Below are 19,965 nucleotides of genomic sequence, written 5' to 3'. Positions count from 1 at the left end.
CGTGGATACGAGGGCCCTCGTCTTTGTCTTGGCGCTCGGCGGTTCGGCGGGCGTGGGCGCCGCCCTGGCGGTGCGCGACGCGCTGCCGGCCTCGCCGGTGGTCCGCGGCCTCTCGATCGGCGAGCGCTTCCTTCCGGACGGCGCCTCGCCGGCGACCTGGCTCGAGGCGAGGCGCGACGCCCTGCGCGCGCGCGTCGTCCGGCTCCGTCACGACGACGTGGAGCTGACCTCGACGCTCGGTGAGGTGGGCGTCGCGATCGACGTCGGCGAGACGCTCGCGGCGGCGCAGAGCGTCGGCCACGAGGGCCCCTGGGCGCGGCGGCTCCGGGAGGCCCGGCGGGCGCGGCGCGGTGGGATCGACGTGCCGCTCGTGTGGACCGTCGACGAGGCGAGGGCCCGCGCGCTCCTCGAGCGGCTCGCCCCGCAGGTCTACCGGATGCCCGTCGACGCGCGGCTCGACCTCGCGAACCGGCGCAAGATCCCGGAGCAGGCCGGCCGCGAGCTCGACATCGACGCCTCCCTCGCGGCGCTCCGGGCCGGCGACCACGACGACGAGGAGCTCATCGAGCTCCCGGTCCGGTACATCGCGCCCGCGGTCGGCGTCGACGATCTGGTGAGCGTCGACGTCAGCCGGGTCGTCGCGGCGTACGAGACGAAGTTCAAGCGGCACGGGAAGGAGGCCGGGCGCGCCGTCAACATCAAGGCCGCGGCGTCCAAGATCGACGGCACCATCGTGGCTCCCGGCGAGACCTTCTCGTTCAACGCCCATGTCGGCCCGCGGACGCGCAAGAACGGCTTCACCATCGCGCCGGAGATCCTGGGCGACGAGACCGTCCCCGGCTACGGCGGGGGGACCTGCCAGGTCTCCAGCACGCTCTACGCCGCGTCGCTCTTCGGCGCGCTCGACACGCCGGACCGACAGAGCCACTCCCGCCCGAGCGCCTACATCCCGATGGGGCTCGACGCCATGGTGACCTACCCGGAGTCGGACCTGAAGATCAGGAACACGCTCCCGTTCCCGGTCATGATCCACGCCTATCTGCCGGAACCGACGGTGCTCCGCGTCGAGATCCTCGGCGGCGACCCGGTGGCGGAGGTCGATCACCGCGTCTCGGCCGAGCACACCGACGACTTCATCCGCCGCATCTACGTGAAGTCCGAGCTCTCCGAGGGCAAGGTGAAACGCCACCAGAAGGGCTCGTGCGGATACGACGTGAGGTCCCACGTCACGCTCCGTTACAAGGACGGCAGGGCCGACGAGCGCCGCTATACGAGCGAGTACAAGCCCGCGCCCGAGGTCTTCTGGGTCGCGCCCGACTACGACCGTTCCGCGCTGCCGGAGCTCTCCGAGCACGCGAAGGCGGTGGAGGAGCTCCAGGAGGGGGAGACCCCTACCGCGGAGAGGCAGGCCCCTTCCGCGGAGGGGCAGGGCGACGGTCCTGCGGTGGGGCAGGGCGACGGCTTCTCGATGTGAGCGCGCGGAGGCCCTCTGCGGCCCCGTGGCTCATCTCCTGGCAGAGGCGGGCGGCCTGCGGCCGGCGCGGCGGGCGCCGCAGGCCGCGCAGCCGTCGATGAGCTTGCCTGGTCGATATGAACCTGGTGAGCGACGACATCAGCGGAGAAAATCTCAAGATCGAAGAACGAACAACACGGCAACATCCGACAGTCGTGTGGTCGCCCCTGCGCTCGGGGAATATTCCTGTGGACGGTGGGTGACACAGGTGTAAATGGCCGTGCCAGCCGGGGGACCGGGGTGAGCTGCATCCCGGCTCGGACGCGGGCAACACGCCGGAAGCGAGCCCTCCGCGGTGGGATTGCGTGAGCCGAGGGCAGATGCAGAGGGGGCGAGCACCGATTGCGCGGGGGGATGCCGGGCGGCTGCCGGGCCGTCGCGAGCTCCTCGCCGGCGTGGGGGCGACTGCGGGCCTCCTGCTGCTCGGCTGTCGTGGTGAGCCGGTCGACGTGCGCGCGCAGGCGGCTATCGCCGCCGGCGGCAGCCGGGGTTACGCGGGCCCGCCCGTCGAGCTCTCGTTCTGGACGGGCTTCACCGGGGGCGACCGGCCGCCGATGCAGCGGCTCATCGAGCGGTTCAACCGCGAGCACGACAACATCACGGTGCGGATGAGCGTGAACCGCTGGGGCGACTTCTACCAGAAGCTGCCGGCCGCGGTGGACAGCGAGAGCGGCCCCGACGTGGCCGTCATGCACGCCGACCAGCTGGCCACGGCCGCGGTCCACCGCACCGTCCTCCCGCTCGACGAGGTGACCGAGGCGCTCGGCCTCGGCGCCGCCGACTTCTCCGAGACGCTCTGGAACGCCGGCGTCTTCCGGGGCCGCCGTTACGGCGTCCCCCTCGATATCCACCCGCTCGGGCTCTACTACAACCGCGTTCTGCTGGCCGACGCCGGCCTCGACGACGCCGCGCTCCCTCGCTCCCGGCGCGACTACCTGGAAGTCCTCGAGCACCTCAGACAGAAGGGGATCCAGGGATCGTGGGTGTCGCCGGTCCTGTTCACCGGCGGGCTGATGTTCCAGTCGATCCTGTGGCAGGCGGGCGGCGAGCTGTTCTCGGAGGACGGCGCCCGGGCGATGTTCAACTCCGAGGCCGGCGTCGAGGCGCTCGGCTTCATGCTCGAGCTGATCCGGCGAGGCTACAGCCCGCGCGACGTCGGCCAGGACGCCGACAGCATCGCTTTCACCAACAACCGGAACGCCTTTCTCTGGAACGGCATCTGGATGATCAACATCTACCGGGCGATCCCCGGGCTCCGGTGGGGCGTCCTCCCGGTGCCTGTCATCGGCGCGCAGCCGGCGGTCTGGGGCAACGCGCACCACCTCGTGCTCCCGCGGCAGCCCTCGACCGGCGCCGGCCAGCGCCGCCTGAGGGCGTCGGTGGTGTTCCTCGCCTGGCTGAGCGAGCACTCCATCGAGTGGGCGCAGGCCGGCATGGTGCCGGCCCGGCGGGCGGCGCGCGAGAGCGCCGCGTTCGGGCGGATGACGGAGCAGGCGATCTTCGCCGAGCAGCTGCCGGTGGTCCGCTTCCCGCCGGCGATCGCCGGGATCGACGCGGTGCGCGCGTCCACCCTCGATCTCGCGGTGAACGAGGCCGTGCTGCTGCGGGCCGCGCCGCGCGAGGCCCTGAACCGCGCTGCCCGCGAGGCCGACGCGCTGCTCGCGGCCAACCTGAAGAAGTTCGCGAGGGCCCTGTGACCTCGGTCGACGTCCCCCTCGTGGAGCCCGGCCAGGCCGAGGCGGACGGCGCCCCGCAGAGCGCCCCCGGCGTCGGCCGGCTCCGGGAGCGCGGCCTCGCGCGGCCGCGCCGGTGGGCTCCCTACCTGTTCCTCGCGCCGTACCTCGCGCTGTTCGGCCTCTTCGTCGCGGCGCCGATCGTCCTCGGCGTGTGGATCAGCCTCCACGACTGGGACCCATACCTGCCGTCGCGGCCGTGGGTCGGCCTCGACAACTACGCGGATCTGTTCCGGTCCGGCTCGCCGATCCGCGGCAATTTCTGGCGCGCGCTGCGGGCCACCGCGCTGTTCACGGCGCTGAGCGTGCCTGTCCTCGTGACGCTCCCGCTGCTGCTCGCCCTCGCGCTCAACCGGCGCTTTCCCGGCCGATCGTTCTTCCGGGCGATGTTCTTCGCCCCCTACGTGCTCGGCGTGGCGGTCGTGGCCCTGATGTGGCGGCTCCTGCTCGACCCGCACCTCGGCGTGATCAACCACCTGCTGGGGAAGGTGGGTTTGCCCGCCGACACGGGCTGGACCACGGCGGTGCCGTGGGTGTGGGTCTCGCTGGTGGGCATGACGGTGTGGTGGACGCTCGGCTACAACGCCGTGATCTACCTGGCCGGGCTGCAGAACATCCACCGGGAGCTCTACGACGCTGCCCGCATCGACGGCGCGACCCGCTGGCAGCAGCTCCGCCACGTCACGGTGCCGGGGCTCAGGCCGGTGTTCGTGTTCGTCGTGACGATGACCGTCCTCGGGTCGGCCAACATGTTTGGACAGGCCTATCTGATGACCGGGGGCGGGCCTGGCAGCGAGACGCGCACCACGATCATGTACATCGCCGAGGAGGGGTTCCGTAACTTCCGCCTCGGCGCCGCGGCGGCCATGAGCTACGTCCAGGCGTTCTTGCTCGCGCTCGTGAACCTCGGCATGTTGCTCCTGTTCTTCGGCCGGCGCGGCGGCGGGGACGCTCGATGAGGCGCCGGCTGCTCGACGACAGCTGTCCTGTCCGCCGCCGGCAGATCGGGAGTGTCCTGTCGTATGCTGCGCTGCTCCTCCTCGCCGTGGTCTACCTCGCTCCGGTGATCTGGATGGCGCTCACCTCGCTCAAGTCGCCGCCGGAGGCGACGGCGGTGCCGCCCACGCTCTTGCCCGCGCGGGCGACGCTCGAGAGCTACGAGGCGCTCGCGGGCTCGAGCTCCGGGGCGCCGGTGCTCCGCTGGCTCCTGAACAGCGTCTTGGCCGCGGTGGCCCATGCGCTGCTCGTGCTGGCCACGGCGGCCCCGGCGGCGTATGCGCTCGCGCGCATGGAGTTCCGCGGCAAGCGGCTCGTGCTCGCCGCGGCCGTCGCCACGCTGTTCATCCCGCCGATCCTGTTCCTGCCCGCGAACTACCTGATCGTCCGGGCCCTCGGCTGGCTCGACAGCCTCCCGGCGCTCGTGGTGCCGCCGGCCGCCTCGGCGTTCGGCGTCTTCTTCCTGCGCCAGTTCTTCCTCGGGCTCCCGAGGGAGCTCGAGGAGGCCGCCGCGCTCGACGGCGCCAGCCGTCTCCAGGTCTTCTGGAAAATTGTGCTGCCTCTGTCGAAGCCGGCCCTGGCCACGCTGGCCGTGCTCAGCCTGCTGAGCAACTGGAACGACTTTCTCTGGCCGATCTACGTGCTGTTCAACCCGGAGAAGCTCACGCTGTCGCCCGGCCTTGCGCTGCTTCAGGCGGCCCACGCCACCGATTACGCGCTCGTCACGGCGGGCGCGGTGGTGGCGAGCGTCCCGGTCCTCGCGGTGTTCATCGCCGCGCAGCGGTACGTGATCGAGGGCGTCGCCCGCACCGGCCTGAAGGGGTGATCCGCGGCGCGCCACGGCGGCGCGACGGCAAGGACATTGGCTGTCCGCGCGTCATCGCCTCTGCTTGACCCGGAGTCGCTCTCGGGGGAAGCTCTCTGTCCTCGGCGGCTGGCAGCGCCCCTTTTGCGCGGGGCCGAGGCGCCGCGCTGTGCCTGCTGCCAGGGACGACGGCTGGTGTGTGTGCTTGGCTTATCTTTGCTTCGATCTCACGAGGAGATTGGGCCGGATGTCCTGTCGGCCGAGGCGGTCGTGGTGATCAGAATTTAACGCAAAGGCGCAAAGGCGCAAAGGCGCAAAAAAAGGCCAGAGAATGGGTGAGGACGAACCAAAGCTCGTGAGTCGTGGTGATCGCACTGCGGATTGCGCCCCATTTCTTCTTCTCCGCTTGCGTCTTTGCGCCTTTGCGCCTTTGCGTTAAATTCTCTCCTTCTGGCTACCTCAGCGCGGCCTCCGCGCGAGCTCGCCCATGAGGCCGAAGAGCTCGACCGGCCCGGGCGGGGTGAGCTCTCCTCCGCTGAACTCGCGGTAGAGCGTGTGCACGTTCACCGCGATGCGCTCCGCGTCGCTCCAGCTCGCGTAGTCGGCGAGCGCGATGTCGCGGGCGGCGTCGGCCGGGGGCATGCCGGCGTCGTAGCGGCGACGCGCCTCATCGCGGATGTACACGAGGTAATCGCGGACCGCGCGCACGCCGGCGCGATCCGTGATCGGGCCGTGCCCCGGCACGATGACGTCGACGTCCAGCGCCAGGATTGTGTCGCACGCCTTGATCCAGTTGCCGACGGGCCCCGCCCACATGATCGGCGTCACGTCGATGAAGAGGATGTCTCCCGTGTAGACCGCGCGGTCCGCGGGCACGTGCACGAGCAGATCGCCCTTCGTGTGGGAGGGGCCCACCTCGATGAGGCGGACCTCCTTGCCCCCGACCGCGACGGTCAGCTCCCCCTCGAAGACCCGGGTCGGCGCCGTGGGGGCGATCCCGTCGAAATCGAAGGCGCCGAAGCAATGGACGAGGTACTCGCCGAGCGCGCCGGCGGCGCCGCTGCGCGCCTGTCGCATCAGCATGGCGAGCATCGGCGCGGGGACCTCATCCATCTCGGCGGCGCCGGCGCGCGTGGCGATGATCGTCGCGCCGTCGACGAGCGCGTTGCCGTAGCAATGGTCGCCGTTCGCGTGGGTGTTCACGACGGTGCCTATCCGCGCCGCGGCGGGGGTCGCCGCGCGCATGGCGTCGAGCATCTCGCGCGTGCGCTTCAGGTCGAAGAGCGTGTCGACGAGCAGGGCCTCGCCGTCCGAGGTGACGAGCCCCGCGTTGCTGAGCCCCCAGGTGCCGGCCGGCTGGAGATACGCAAAGCAGCCGTTGCCGACGTCCTGCAGCCCTTGCTCATACCGCCATCGATTCATGTTCATCTCCTTGTGCACGAGCGTTTCCCGGCGCGGCGCTACCAGGCGTAGGCCTCCGGCGCCTCGCCGCCGGGGCCGGGGAACACCTCGTCGAGGCGCTTCAGGTGCTGCGGAGTCAGCCGGATCTCGAGGGCGCGCAGGCTCCCGTCGAGCTGCTCGGCGGTGCGCGGGCCGATGATGGGCGAGGTCACGACCGGGTTCTGGAGCAGCCAGGCCAGGGCCACGTCGGCGGGCTTCTCGCCGAGCTCGGCGCAGAACGCCTCGTAGGCCTCCAGCTTGGCGCGGCTCTTCTCGATGCGCGCCTGCGCGTCGGCCGAGGCGCGCCGGCCCTCGCGCGCCTTCTGGAGGGCGCCGCCGAGCAGCCCCCCGGCGAGCGGGCTCCAGGGCAGGACGCCGAGGCCGAACGCGCGGCAGGCGGGCAGGACCTCCAGCTCGACGGTGCGCGCGCTCAGGTTGTACACGCACTGCTCCGAGACGAGGCCGAGGAAGTGCCGCTGCGCGGCGAGGCCGTTCGCCTGCGCGATGTGCCAGCCGGCGAAGTTGCTGCTGCCGACGTAGAGGACCTTGCCCTCGCGGACGAGCTGCTCCATCGCCTGCCAGATCTCGTCCCAGGGCGTCTCGCGATCGATGTGGTGCATCTGGTAGAGGTCGATATGGTCCGTCTGCAGGCGGCGCAGGCTCCCCTCGCAGGCGCGGCGGATGTGATAGGCCGAGAGCCTCCTGTCGTTCGGCCCTTCGCCCATGGCGCCGTAGACCTTCGTGGCGAGGACGATGCGGTCCCGCCGCCCGCCGCCCTGGGCGAGCCAGCGCCCGACGATCTGCTCGGTGATCCCCTCTCCGCGCTTCCGGCCGTACACGTTGGCCGTGTCGAAGAAATTGATCCCGTGCTCCAGGGCCCGGTCCATGATGGCGAAGCTGTCGGGCTCGCTGGTCTCCGGGCCGAAGTTCATCGTGCCGAGGCAGAGCGGGCTGACCTTCAGGCCGGTGCGTCCGAGATTGCGGTAGTTCATGGTGCCGGGGAGGGTAGCAACACGCCCCGCGCGCGGTCCATGCGCAACCGCTGAACGCGCCGTCGGGTTTCGCCGGGGTCACGCGTCCGTGAGCCGGCACAAGGCCGGTCTCAGCGATCGAGGGGTTTTCTGGCGCTGATGAGCGAGTATCCGGCGTACGCCGGCATGACGGACACGTCCGTGAACCCGCACCCGCGGACGAGCTCGTCGAGCTCGCCGGCCGTGAGCTGCTTGCCGGGGGTCAGATACACCATGTTCATGGAGCTCAGCGCCGCCGTGAGCGGGCCGTCCTGCCCGTCCGAGAGCAGGAGCTCGTAGATGAGGATGCGGCCGCCCGGGGGCAACACCTCGAAGCTGCGCTGGATCAAGCGCTGCCGGCGCGCGCTGTCCCAGTCGTGGAGGACGTTGGCGAAGAAGATCACGTCGTGACCCGGAGGCCACGCGTCGCGGAACATGTCGAGCGCCACCACGTCGATGCGCCCCTCGAGGCCGTGCTCCGCGACGTACTGCCTCGTCGTCTTGCACACGGGCGGCAGCTCGGCGACCGTGAACTGCACGTGAGGATTCTGCCGCGCCAGGGCGATGCTGAAGCAGCCAGAGCCGCCGGCGACATCGAGCAGGCGCCCCACGCCCGTCAGCTCGACCCGCTGCGCGAGCCCGACCGCCGTGGCGAAGGAGTGGCTGTGCATCGCCCGGGTGAAGACGAACGCCCGCTCCTCCGACAGGTCCACACGGTCCCACTCCTCCGTGATGACCTTGCCGGCGTCCCACGCGATGGCCCCGTCCCGCCGCAGGGTCTCCAGCAGGGTGCTGTGCGTGACCGGAACCTGACCGATCAACCGCAACATGTGGCCCCAGTAGAACGGCCTGTCCGGGAGCAAGAAGTTGCGGGACGTCTCGGTGAGGTGGAACTTGCCCTGAAACCGGGCCAGGAGCCCCATTCCGGCCAGGGAGGCCAGGAGCGCCTCGGTCGCGCGGAAGCTGAGAGAGAGCTGCCTGGCCAGCTCCGCGATGCCCGTGGGCTCCCGCTCGAGATGCGAGAACACGCCGAGCTCGTCCGCAACGCTGAGGATGGGCAGCTGAAAGATCGATATCGAGAGCTGCCGTATCAGGGAGTCGTCACAGGTGGGCTTTTCAAGGTCCATGGGCATCGAACCGTTCCTCCGCTCTGCTCAAGAAGGGATGCGCGCGCCGGCGCGGCCGGCGATCGATCCGTCCTACACATACCTGAGCGCGGTCGGTTCTGCCCGGGCGTTGCTCTTCGCCTCGCGGATCCCGCTGTTTTTTCGGTCGCCGCGCGCCCGCCGGTCGGCACGCTCACTTGGCCAGTTTGATCACCGAGGCAGGCGCCTCCTCGGTTGCCCATGTCGTCCAGTAGAGGGCGCGGCAGTCCTGCGCGAGGCTGCGGACGTAAGCGGCGCTGTCGGCGAGCGGCTCCGGCGCGCCGCCGGAGGTGCGCACCCGCTGGAGCTGGTTATCGCCGCCGCTGTACCAGTAGACGAAGGTGGAGTCCGTCAGGAGCCGCGCGGGGTAGTCCGCCGGCGTGAGCACCCCTGCGCCGGAGCCGTCCTTGTTCGCTGCGTGGATGTTGCCGCCGACGATCCAGTAGATGCGCTCGCCGACCGCGATCTCCCCGGGCAGCTCGTCGCCCTCGACGCGCGTCGACGCGACGGTCTCGGGCGTGCTGGGCTCGCCGAGCGCCATCCTGCGGACCGTGCTCTGCTCGCCGCCGGGCTCCAGCTCGGTCCAGTAGAGATGGGTGCCGTCCTGCGCGAGGCCGCCGACGTACGTGTGCCTGTCGAGCACCGGCAGCCCTGCCTGGTCGGTCTGGTCGACCCGCGCTGCCCAGATGTGCTGCGGGGCCTGGGGCGCGTCGGCCTCCTGGTACGGCTCCTGAGAACTCCCGGTGATCCAGTAGACCCAGCCGTTGCCGACCACAGGCGCCCGGTAGCGCGCCTCTCCCTCGGCGCTCGCCACCGTCGGGACGGTGATGTTCCCTTCGAGCGGCATCCGGTACACCTCGGACGCGCTCCAGTCGGTGATGAACAGCGAGCCGTCGGCGTGCGCGAGCATGCTCGCGAGGGAGTCGAGGACCACCAGCGGCTCGGTCGCGCCGAACGCCGCCTTCTCGGTCGCGAAGACCGTGCTCCCATAACCGCTTCCCCACAGCACGCGCGCGTCGTCCCCGTCCCCCTCCACCGCGATGCCGAGCGCCTCGTGCTCGTCGGTGATCGTGGTGAGGACGACCGGCTGGCACTGGCCCCCCTCGCAGGCGCCGCCGAGGCAGCTCCTGCCGGGAACACAGCAGTTCTCCGGATCGGAGAGGTAATCGTGATCGCCGTCGGCCTGCTGGCACGCGCCCGGCGCGCGCCCGGTGAACGGCTCGGACGGGCACTCCGGAGGCGGACCCCCGGCGGCGCCGTTCCCGCCTGCGCCGCCCGCGCCGCCCGCGCCGCCCGCCGCGGGCGCCCCGCCGCTTTCCCCCTCGGAGATCCCCCAGATCGCATTGCAGCCCAGCGCCGTGCTCAAGGCGGCGCACGCCGCGAGGCAGGTCCATTCGATCCGTTGCATCGCGGTACTCTAGCGCCGCGCGCCTCCCGTGGAGAAGCCGGAGGGGCGGGGGTGTTCGTTGTACCGCTGGGTTGAAATATTTGCTCCTTGCAGGAGAGGGAGAGTTCAACGCAGCGGCGCAAGGACGAAGGGAGAGAGGAGGAGCGCGCGGGGACTCGACCGGCGATGGCGTCACGGGGGATCGGCCTGGGCCGCCTCGCGACCACGGGACCAGGCAAACGCTGAAGCTCGGTATAACCTGCGCGCCACGCCGTGCCGGCGAGCGCATTCAGCATCGACGTCGCCCGTCATCCTCCGTTGCCCGCGCAGAGATCCACGCTAGGGTCCCACGCAGAGAGCCCTGTTATCGGGCACCCACCGCGAGGTCCTGAAGATGTGGCCCGACACGCAATTGACGAGGGCGCTCGGCGTCGCGTTGCCCATTGTCCAGGGGCCGATGGCCGGCGGCGTGACGACCCCTCAGCTGGTGGCCGCGGTCGCGAACGCCGGAGGACTGGGCTCGCTCGGCGCCGGGTACATGGATGCCGCGGCGATCCGGAGCGCCATCAGGGAGATTCGCGCGCTGACCGGACGCCCCTTCGCCGTCAACGTCTTCGTCGGCGAGCCTCGGGCCGAGGCGGCGAGCGGGGTCGACAAGATCAACGAGGCGATGCACGTCTATCGGCGAGAGCTCGGGCTCGAAGCGCCGACCCAGCTCAAGGGCGTCCCGCTCCTCGAGGAGCAGCTGCGCGTCGTCCTGGAAGAGCGCGTGCCCCTCCTCAGCTTCACGTTCGGGGTGCTCTCCGCGGCGTGGTTGCAGCAGCTTCACAGCGCGGGCTGCTCGGTGATGGGGACCGCGACCACCGTTCGAGAAGCCGCCGCGCTGGCCGACGCCGGCGTCGATCTCATTGTGGCCCAGGGCGCCGAGGCCGGCGGACATCGAGGGACGTTCCTCGCGCCGGTCGACCGCTCGATGGTCGGGCTCATGGCGCTGCTCCCGCAGGTCGTCGATCAGGTCCGCGTACCGGTCGTCGCCGCCGGGGGGATCATGGATGGCCGGGGTATCGTGGCCGCCCTGGCGCTCGGGGCGGCAGGGGTCCAGCTCGGGACGGCGTTCCTGCCGTGTCCGGAGAGCGGCGCTCACCCGAAGCACAAGGACGCGGTCCTCTCTGCGACGGACGAGAGCACGGTGCTCACCCGGGTCTTCTCGGGCAAGCCAGCGCGCGGCATCGCGAACCGATTCATCGCCGAGATGAGCCGTCACGACGACGCCATCCCGCCCTATCCGATCCAGCACGAGCTCACCACGGACATCCGGCGGGCTGCCGCGGCAGCAGGACGCGCGGAGCTCATGTCGCTGTGGGCCGGACAGGCGGCCGGCATGAGCTCGAGCCGCCCGGCCGGCGAGGTCGTCACAAGCTTGAACGCTCAGGTCGAGACCGTCCTGCGCCGGCTGCGCGGATGACGTGACTCGCACGGGGCGGTCGCGACCCTTCACGCGGTCGCGCGTCCACACGCCGCCGCTCGTCGGCTCCCTGTAGGCTCGACCCCGAGATCGCGGGCACGTCAGCGCGGGCACGCGCTTGCTTGATCGGGCAATGCCGTGATCGAACCGCGACGGCGCGGCGCCGGCCGTCGCGGCGATCGGCGAGACTTCCGGCCACATCGCCGCTGGCATGCGCGGTGCAACGCCAGGTCGCCAAGGCAGCGTCGCCAAGGCAGCGTCGCCAAGGGCAACGTCGTCATCAGCCCAGCCGGGCCCCTGATCCTCAGCGACCAGGAGATCGCTGACGCGATCGCGTCAGCGCATGAGCTTGCTCGGGTGTCCCGGACTGGCCCTGCCAGTCGGCGCTCCCCGGAGCTCCTCCCTGGTTCCTCGCCCCGGGGCCCGCTGAACAGCGCCGTCGAACAACCCTGCAATGGACACCTATCTACGATGAGATTCACCACCAAATCAGCCAATCTGTTCATGCACGGCCGCTCGGTCATGCCGGATGGGGTCAGCTCCCCGATGCGGGCGTTCGCGCAGGTCGGGGGCAACCCGATCTGCGCCGCCTGGGCCAGAGGGTCAAAGATCATGGATGCGGACGGAAACGTCTACATCGACTTCCTGAACGCGTTCGGCGCGCTCCTCCTCGGTCATGCGCGAGACGAGGTGGTCGAGGCCGTCTCCAGACAGGCTTCTCTCGGCACCGTCTACGGCCTCTCCACCGCGCTCGAATATCAGCTCGCGGAGAAGATCGTCGCGAGCACACCGTCGATCGACAAGATCCGCTTCGTGTGCAGCGGAACCGAGGCGGTCATGACCGCCGCGCGCATCGCGAGAGCCCACACCGGCAGGAGCCTCCTGGTCAAGTTCGGCGGCGCGTACCACGGGCACTCCGATGCTCTGCTGGCGACGCCGCAGAACCTCGGCCCGGCAGCGGCGAAGATGAAGGGCGCAACCCAGGGCATCGCCGAGCAGCTGAACCGCGAGGTGCTGCTGTGCGAGTACAACGACGAGGACCAGCTCGAAGAGCTGTTCTCCGCGCACGGGCCCCAGATCGCGGCCGTCCTGGTCGAGCCCTTCGCCACCAACATGGGCTTCGTCAAGCCGCGGTCTGGGTTCCACGCGCGGATCAGAGCGCTGTGCGACCGTCACGGCGCGCTGCTCATCTTCGACGAGGTCGTCACCGGCTTCAGGTTCAACTTCGGTGGTGTCTGCAACTCGCTCGGCATCGACCCCGACCTCGTGACCTTCGGGAAGATCATCGGCGGCGGCGCGCCGATCGGCGCCTACGCAGGAAAGGCGCGCTACATGCAGCACGTCGCCGCCGGCAACAAGGTGTTCCAGTCCGGGACGTTCGCGGCCAACCCGCTCACGATGGCGGCCGGCAACGCCGCGCTCGACGTGCTGGCGCGCCCCGGCTTCTACGAGGCGCTGGACGCCAAAGGCTCCTGGCTCGAGGCCGCGATCCGTCGCCAGTTCGCGGCACGGCACATCCCGTTTCACTTCTCCCGCCATGGAGCGCTCGCCGGCGTCGCCTTCCGCGACAGCCGGGAGCCGATGAGGTCGTACAAGGACGTCAAGACCCAGGACTACGACGTCTTCAAGAAGGTTCATGCTCGCCTGCTGGAGCGCGGCTTCCTGATGCCGCCTTCGCTCGAGGAGCCGATCTTCATATCGGCCGCCCACAGCCTCGACGACCTCACCTCGCTGGCCGAGGCGCTCGCCGAGTCGATCCAGCTGTCGAGGGCCGACCGGGCGGCGGCGGACGGCCAGCCGACGTCGGCCGTCTGACGCGCTCCGAGCACGCCGCCCGCATCACGAAGAGCATTCATGTCACAGGCCATCAATTCACCGAATCGCAAGGGAGACCCACTCATGAACCCCATCGCAGCGCGGAGCGCACCGTCAGATCCGGAATCGGTCGAGAGGTGGTATGCCTCGGCCACGGTCCGCAACAGCCCGCGGATCGTCGTGCCGGACATCACCCAGGGCGAGTACATCTTTCCTCGCTCACGCCAGCCGTTGAGCGAGCACCCCATCGTCACGGGCCTGGGCGAAGACGCGATCTCGTTCGTCCTCACCCAGTCGGCCTACAGGTACATGTACGAGATCGGCCTCCTCGAGACGCGGTACGTCATCGACTGCGCGCTCAACATCGTCAACAACGAGATCAAGGGCGCGAGCGACAACGAGAAACGAGAAGCGCTGGCCATCGTGATCGACGAGGGCTACCACGCCTACGTCGCGCTGGATTTCATCCTCCAGATGAAGGCGCTGAGCGGCGTCCAGCCCGTCGAGGTGCCCGACACCAACGGCAATCTGGACGCCGTACGGCGCGCCTTCGAGGTCCTGCCGCAGCACATGCACCATGACTTCCAGCTCATCTCCGTGTGCCTCGCGGAGCACACCTTGACGAAGGACCTCTTGAGCATCGGTCGAGAGAAGGACGCGACGCGCACGTTCACGCAGGTCATGACCGACCACGTCTCGGACGAGGGCCGGCACGCGAACTATTTCGCGAGGCTGACGAAGGCCCACTGGGCGCGGCTCCCCGACGCGACGAAGACCGTCATCGCAACGCTGCTGCCGAGCTACCTCGACGACTATCTCGCCGGCGACCCCGAGCGGGGCTTCGACCGGAAGGTCCTGTCCGCGTACGGCCTCGCCGAGAGCCAGGTGAGCCGCGTGATCGACGAGACCCACGAGACCTATCTGGCGAGCATGAACGGATACATCACGAAGACCAAGGCCAACCTGGTCAAGCTGCTGCAACGCGTCGGAATCATGGACTTCCCGGCCGCGAGGGCCGCGTTCCTCGCCCACGAAGCGAGCGCCGCGCTGACGTCGACGATCCGCGCGGCCTGACACGGGCCGCGATCACCCCCGACCGCGCCAACCATCGAGCGAGCCGACGAGGCGCTCCGTCCGGTGGTCAACACTGCCTGGCTTCGACTTACAGCTGTGCGCACGAACAAGACACACCATGAGACCCATCGCAGGGATCTTCGAGGAAGACACGCACTATGTTGATTCATCAGATAGATTCAATCGCCAGCAGCACGCCAGGCCGCCTCGCCGTGGTCGCCGGCAAGAGCCGCCTGAGCTTTGGCGAGCTGGTGCGGCGGGCGAATGAGCTGGCTGCGTTTCTGTCGGAGGCTGGCAACTCGGACGGCGCGCTCGTCGCGCTCTACATGCAGCGGACGGCGGACGCGCTGGTGGCCCTGGTCGGCGTGATGAAGGCGGGCGCCGCGTACACGGTCGTGGAGGACGACGGGAACCATGCAGAGAACATGAACCGCCTCGCGTCGATCGACGCGCGCGTCATTCTCTGCGAGCAAGAGCGCCTCGCTTCGCTGCAGGCGCTCGGCTTGCCCGCGATCTGCATCGACGACGCGCGCCGCCCCTCCACCGAGGTCGCGTTGCCGCCGGTGACCGCGGACCAGGTCGCTTACGTGCTGTACACCTCCGGTTCCACCGGAAAGCCGAAGGGCGTCGCCGTCACCCACGGCAACATCGCGCACTACACCTCGGCGATCGCCGCCCGCCTGAGCGTCGAGCCGGGCCTCCGGTACGCCCACGTCAGCACCCTCGCGGCTGACCTGGGCAACACGTCGCTGTTCCTCTCGCTGTACACGGGCGGATGCCTCCACCTGATCGACGCACGGACGAGGAAGGACCCGGCCGCGCTGCGCGACTACCTGAGCGACAACCAGATCCAGTTCTTGAAGATCACGCCTTCCCACTGGAACGCGATCTTCTCCCTCGCGACAGAGCCGCGCGACGAGGCGCTGCGGCTGCTCTACCTCGTGCTCGGCGGGGAAGCGCTGCCTGTCAGCCTCGCCCGGAGGATCCTGGACTCCGGCCTCGTCCGCACGCTCGCGAACCACTACGGCCCGACGGAGACGACCGTGGGCGTCACCGCCTATCCGATCGCCGGAGTCGAGCAGATCGCCGAGCTGAGGTCGGAGTCGATACCGATCGGCCGCGCGCTCGGCAGCACGGTGTTGAAGGTCCGCTGCGAGGACGGCGTGTTTCGCGAGAGAGACGCGAGAGGAGAGCTGTACATCGGAGGCCCCTCCGTCGCCGCCGGCTACGTCGGGGATCCCGCCGCCACGGAGAGGAGCTTCGTCCTGATCGGCTCAGGCGAGGAGGCGCCCGGGCGGTTCTACAAGACCGGAGATTACGTGTCGATCGACGACGATGGCGTGGCGCTGTTCCTCGGGCGCGTCGATCGCCAGGTCAAGGTCAACGGGTACCGGGTGGAGCTCGAGCACATCGAGAGCGTGCTGCGCACGGTCGACGGCGTCAGCGAGGCGGCCGTCTTCTTTCCGGAGGTCAGGGGCAAGAACCGGATCGTCGCCGCGCTCACGGGCCCGAAGCCCGACGACCCTCTCGACTGGCTGAAGACGCGGCTCGAGAGCCTCGTGCCAGACCACATGATCCCGAGCGTCTTTCTGCCGATGGAGCAGCTCCCGCGCAACGAGAATGGCAAGACCGACCTGAAGGCGCTGAAAGAGCAGGTGCTGTCGCGGCTGGCCGAGGCGCCGCCGCGCGGCGCCGAGCGCCCGGCCGACGCTCCTCCCGCCGGATCCCCGCTGGCGCAGGAGGTGCGCGCGCTGTGGCAGCGCACGCTCCAGGTGGATTCCTTCGGCGACGACGACGGCTTCTTCAATCTGGGCGGCGACTCGCTGGACGCGATCCAGCTCATCGCCGACCTGCAGGTCAAGGGCCACGCGGTGACCGCGCACGCGTTCCTGAAGAACCCGACCGTGTCGGGTCTGCTTCAAGCCATCCGCGACGGCGCCCGGGCGCTGCCGCCCCGGAGCGGCAAGCAGGCTGCCGGAGAGAGCCGCTCGTTCTCGGCCGCCCAGGACTTCTTCTTCCGTCAACAGCTGGTCGCTCCCGACCATTACAACCAGGCGGTCCTCCTCGAGTGCGGCGTGGAGGTCGACGCCGATGCGATGCGCAGGGCCCTCGGGCAGCTCATCTCGAACCACGCTTCGCTGCGTACGGCCTACGGCCGCGACGCCCTCGGCGACCTGGGTCGCGTCGTGGCCGCAGAGGACGCGGAGGGAGCGATGGATGTCTCGTTCATCGCGGCGAGCACGAGCGAGGCCTCGTTCGAGGATCACATCGAGGAGACCTCGCAGCGAGTGCAGCAGTCGCTCTCTCTGGCGGAAGGGCGGCTGATCAGATGCCACCTGTTCAAGCGCGCGTCGGGGCCAGACCACCTCTTGCTTGTCGCGCACCACGTCGCGGTCGACATGATCTCCTGGCGGCTCCTGGTGTCCGAGCTGGCGAGGCTGTACAGCGACCACCGCGCCGGTGCGCCCTCGCCCGTCGCGCCCAGCCGGACGACCTTCTGGGACTGGGTCGCCCACATCGAGGAGCACAAGAGCACGCTCTACAGCAACGGCGGCGCATGGCTGGACGCGACGGCCGCGGCGGCTCGACTCACCGCGCCCAGGTACGACGCGTCGAACACCGATGGCGCGGCCCACACACTGTGGATCGGCTTCTCCGAGGAGGAGACTCGACTCTTGCTGCGGGACGTGACCACCGAGCTGGGAGCGCCCATTCACGTGGTCTTGCTGGGCACGTTCGCGTTCTGCCTGGCGCGTCGCCGAGGCCTGAGGGAGCTCGGCGTCGACGTCGAGAGCCACGGTCGGGTCGCGTTCGACGACTCGGTCGACGTCAGCCGCGTCGTCGGGTGGCACACCTCCACGTTCCCGGTGCTCATCGACGTGAGCGAGGGGAGCGTCCGGCACACGGTGGCTTCCGCGGCGTCGGCGATGCGCGAGGTCCGTGATCTGGGCGTCGCTTACGGCGTGCTGCGCAGGGATGGCGCCCGGGAAGAGCGGCCGGCCACGCCGTCGGCGGCGGTCTGCTACAACTATCTCGGCGACATCGATTTCAGTCACGACCCCCGCTTCCCCGTCACCCCGGCCCGGTACGACATCGGGCGCGCGCGAGGCAAGAGCAACCACCGCGGCCACGAGCTGAAGCTCACCGCCCGGATCGTCGGCGGCCAGCTGGCTCTGGACCTGTCTTTTCCGGGGACATGGGGCGGAGGCGGAGTGGAGATGACAGCGGTGATGCAGGACATGAAGCGTGAGCTCGCCGCGCTGCTCGGATGGAGCGCGCCGGCCCCCCGGATCGTCGCGGAGCCGGGGACGCGCACCGGCCTCATCACGTACGTTCCGCCCGACCTCGTCGCGCAGACGGTCGCACGGCCCCGGCCGCCGTACGAGGCGGTTCTCCTGACCGGCGCTACAGGCTACCTCGGCGTGCATGTGCTGCACGAGCTGCTGTCGCGGTCGAAGGCGCATGTCTATTGCCTGGTCCGCGGGAAGGAGGGCTCCTCGGCGGCGCAGCGGCTGCGCGCGGCGTTCGACTGGTATTTTCCCGGCACGTCGCTCGACGGCCTCGTCGGGCGCTACACCGTGATCGAGGGCGACGTCGCGCTGGAGCGCTTCGGGCTGTCTCCGGGGCTGTACTCGCACCTCGCGGCGGAGACCGACGCGATCTACCACTTCGCCGCCGATACCCGGCTGTTCGGGTCGGACGAGGAGTTCCGCAAGAACAACGTGGCTCCGGTGCAAACCTGCATCGACCTGGCGATGCATCGACGGCCCAAGGACCTGCATTACATGTCCACGCTGGCGGTCAGCGGCGTCAATCCCGCCCCGGAGCCCGTCAGCTTCTCGGAGGACTCGCTGGACGTGGGGCAGGAGTTCCAGAACCACTACGAGTCGACCAAGTACATGGCGGAGCGCCTGATCAAGGGCTTCGAGGCGGCGGGCGGGCGAGGCTTCATCTACCGCTCCGGGAACGTCTCGGGGCACTCGCGGACCGGACGCTTCCAGCGCAACGCTCGGGAGAACCGCCTCGTCCAGTTCCTGGCCGCCTGCGCCAAGGTGGGGAAGGTGCCGCAGCAGATCGAGGACACGATCGCGCTGAGCCCCATCGACCAGGTCGCCGCCGGCATCGTCGCGATCTCGCTCGATCCCAACACGCGGGGCGGCGTGTTCCACGTCGACAGCCCCTATGAGGTCGCCCTCGAGCAGGTCTTCGACGCGCTGCGGAGGAACGGCATCGCGTTCGAGCGGTCGGAGCACGTCTCGTTCTCGAGCCTCTTCGGCGCCGTCCGGGAGCAGAAGGACTCGGACCTGGCGCTGGGATATTTCTGGGCGTCGAGGAAGCCGCGCAACGTCCGCTACGACCACGATAGAACGCACCAGCTGCTCTGGCGGCTCGGATGCTCGTTCTCCGAGCTCGGCGAGGAGTGGCTCTCGAAGTTCACCAGGTCGCTCGCTCGGGAGGGCGTGTTCGGCGCCGTCACGCCGAGCCGGACGACCAGCCCGGCCGTCATGAGGGGCATTCGCGTGCGGAGCATGAAACGGGCTTCATAGCCTCGCGGCGCGGCGCATCGGCTGGCCCATGCGCCGCGTCGACGGCAAGAGGCGGCCAGCTTCACGAGCCAACTACCGCCATCAGGGCGAACATCGATCGAGTCAACAACAGGGCGATTCATGGAAACGATCAGCGACAAGTTCAGCATCACGGAGAGAGACATCGAGAGCTACCGGCAAACCGGCTTCGTTCTTCTGAAGAGATTCTTCTCCGAGGACATGGTCCTCTACCTGAGGGACAAGGTGAGGGCGGAGCTCTCCACGCCCACGGACAGCTACCAGAAGGGCTTCAGCAGGCTGGGGTACGACCTGTGCTCCGGCGACGCGATGATCTACGAGCTGCTGCGCGACCGGAAGTTCCGCGCGGCGATGTCGGCGCTCACCGGGCACCGTCTGTTCTTCACGCAGGGCGTGGGCTTCGAGCTGAAGAGGAATCTCAGCAAGGGCTTCGAGTGGCACATCGAGTCGCAGAGCTTCGGTTTCCACAGGACCGAGGACTACGCTTGCACGATCTGGGCGCCCCTCCACCCCATCGACACGAAGGGCCAGCGCGGCGGCATGAGGTACGTCCCGAAGGACATCATCTCCGGGGAATACATGTACTCTCACGTCGATCCCGCCGTCTTCAGGTGCATCCAGGAGCGGATCGACGCCGGCGGAATCGCGTTCGAGGACTACGTTGCGCTGCGCGACGGCCCCCTGAACTCCTCCGGCATGAACAACCTGCTCGAGTTCTTCGCTGTCGAGGACGATTACGAGCTCGGGGACATCTTGCTGATGGACAAGTACGTGATCCACAGGAGCGTCCTGCTGGGCGATGGTCCTCTCGAGTCGAGGGACGCGTTCTCCTTGCGGTTCATCTGCGAGACGTCGAGGTACGACCGCGCGCGGGCCCACATGATCGAGATCCCGCGCAACTATTTCAGGTACCCCGGCCCGACGAGGTTCCACCTCGATGTCTGCCAGAACGACAGCGACCGGATCGTGGACAGCCCGTTCTTCCAGGACCGAGAGCAGCGACGGATCGGCGTTTGA

13 protein-coding genes are annotated in these 19,965 nt (G+C 69.3%); 9 read left to right on the top strand and 4 right to left on the bottom strand.

Annotated elements, in window-relative coordinates; translation table 11 throughout:
• Position 1: 1 nt before the first annotated feature.
• The 4 genes from WMF36_RS28540 (at position 2) to WMF36_RS28525 (ending at position 5,068) form a co-directional block, all read left to right on the top strand.
• The gene (locus tag WMF36_RS28540) at positions 2–1,474 is read left to right on the top strand and encodes a VanW family protein (protein ID WP_437573921.1); all 1,473 of its coding nucleotides are present in this window, start codon (positions 2–4) and stop codon (positions 1,472–1,474) included.
• A 434-nt stretch (positions 1,475–1,908) separates the two neighbouring features.
• Complete coding sequence (locus WMF36_RS28535) at positions 1,909–3,210, top strand: ABC transporter substrate-binding protein (RefSeq protein WP_437573920.1); 1,302 nt, start codon at positions 1,909–1,911, stop codon at positions 3,208–3,210.
• Positions 3,207–4,205 (top strand): carbohydrate ABC transporter permease, encoded by a 999-nt coding sequence (locus tag WMF36_RS28530; RefSeq protein WP_437573919.1) that lies wholly within the window; start codon positions 3,207–3,209, stop codon positions 4,203–4,205. The genes WMF36_RS28535 and WMF36_RS28530 overlap by 4 nt, the downstream gene beginning before the upstream one ends.
• The gene (locus WMF36_RS28525) at positions 4,202–5,068 is read left to right on the top strand and encodes a carbohydrate ABC transporter permease (protein WP_437573918.1); all 867 of its coding nucleotides are present in this window, start codon (positions 4,202–4,204) and stop codon (positions 5,066–5,068) included. The genes WMF36_RS28530 and WMF36_RS28525 overlap by 4 nt, the downstream gene beginning before the upstream one ends.
• 438 nt (positions 5,069–5,506) lie before the next feature.
• On the opposite strand, the gene WMF36_RS28520 is transcribed toward WMF36_RS28525, so the two are convergent.
• From WMF36_RS28520 to WMF36_RS28505, 4 genes are all read right to left on the bottom strand, one after another.
• The gene (locus WMF36_RS28520) at positions 5,507–6,469 is read right to left on the bottom strand and encodes an MBL fold metallo-hydrolase (RefSeq protein WP_437573917.1); all 963 of its coding nucleotides are present in this window, start codon (positions 6,467–6,469) and stop codon (positions 5,507–5,509) included.
• A gap of 38 nt (positions 6,470–6,507) precedes the next feature.
• Positions 6,508–7,479 (bottom strand): aldo/keto reductase, encoded by a 972-nt coding sequence (locus tag WMF36_RS28515; RefSeq protein WP_437573916.1) that lies wholly within the window; start codon positions 7,477–7,479, stop codon positions 6,508–6,510.
• A gap of 110 nt (positions 7,480–7,589) precedes the next feature.
• Entirely contained in the window at positions 7,590–8,630 is a 1,041-nt protein-coding gene (locus WMF36_RS28510) for a methyltransferase (RefSeq protein ID WP_437573915.1), read from the bottom strand.
• Positions 8,631–8,796: 166 nt separating this feature from the next.
• Positions 8,797–10,050, bottom strand: coding sequence for a hypothetical protein (locus tag WMF36_RS28505; RefSeq protein ID WP_437573914.1), 1,254 nt, complete (start codon positions 10,048–10,050; stop codon positions 8,797–8,799).
• 391 nt (positions 10,051–10,441) lie between these two features.
• Here WMF36_RS28505 and WMF36_RS28500 point away from each other — a divergent pair, with 391 nt between their 5' ends.
• The 5 genes from WMF36_RS28500 to WMF36_RS28480 all read left to right on the top strand — a co-directional run bounded on the left by WMF36_RS28500 (position 10,442) and on the right by WMF36_RS28480 (position 19,965).
• On the top strand, positions 10,442–11,494 hold the full coding sequence (locus WMF36_RS28500) for an NAD(P)H-dependent flavin oxidoreductase (RefSeq protein WP_437573913.1): 1,053 nt from the start codon (positions 10,442–10,444) through the stop codon (positions 11,492–11,494).
• A gap of 138 nt (positions 11,495–11,632) precedes the next feature.
• Entirely contained in the window at positions 11,633–13,309 is a 1,677-nt protein-coding gene (locus WMF36_RS28495) for an aspartate aminotransferase family protein (protein WP_437573912.1), read from the top strand.
• An 84-nt stretch (positions 13,310–13,393) separates the two neighbouring features.
• Entirely contained in the window at positions 13,394–14,383 is a 990-nt protein-coding gene (locus tag WMF36_RS28490) for a diiron oxygenase (RefSeq protein ID WP_437573911.1), read from the top strand.
• Between the two features lie 158 nt (positions 14,384–14,541).
• Positions 14,542–18,930, top strand: a complete 4,389-nt coding sequence (locus WMF36_RS28485) for an amino acid adenylation domain-containing protein (protein ID WP_437573910.1) — start codon at positions 14,542–14,544, stop codon at positions 18,928–18,930.
• Positions 18,931–19,050: 120 nt separating this feature from the next.
• Positions 19,051–19,965 (top strand): hypothetical protein, encoded by a 915-nt coding sequence (locus WMF36_RS28480; RefSeq protein ID WP_437573909.1) that lies wholly within the window; start codon positions 19,051–19,053, stop codon positions 19,963–19,965.

It is taken from the genome of Sorangium sp. So ce887, assembly GCF_051521455.1.
Lineage (GTDB): Bacteria > Myxococcota_A > Polyangia > Polyangiales > Polyangiaceae > Sorangium.
This window is presented reverse-complemented; position numbering and strand designations above follow the sequence as displayed.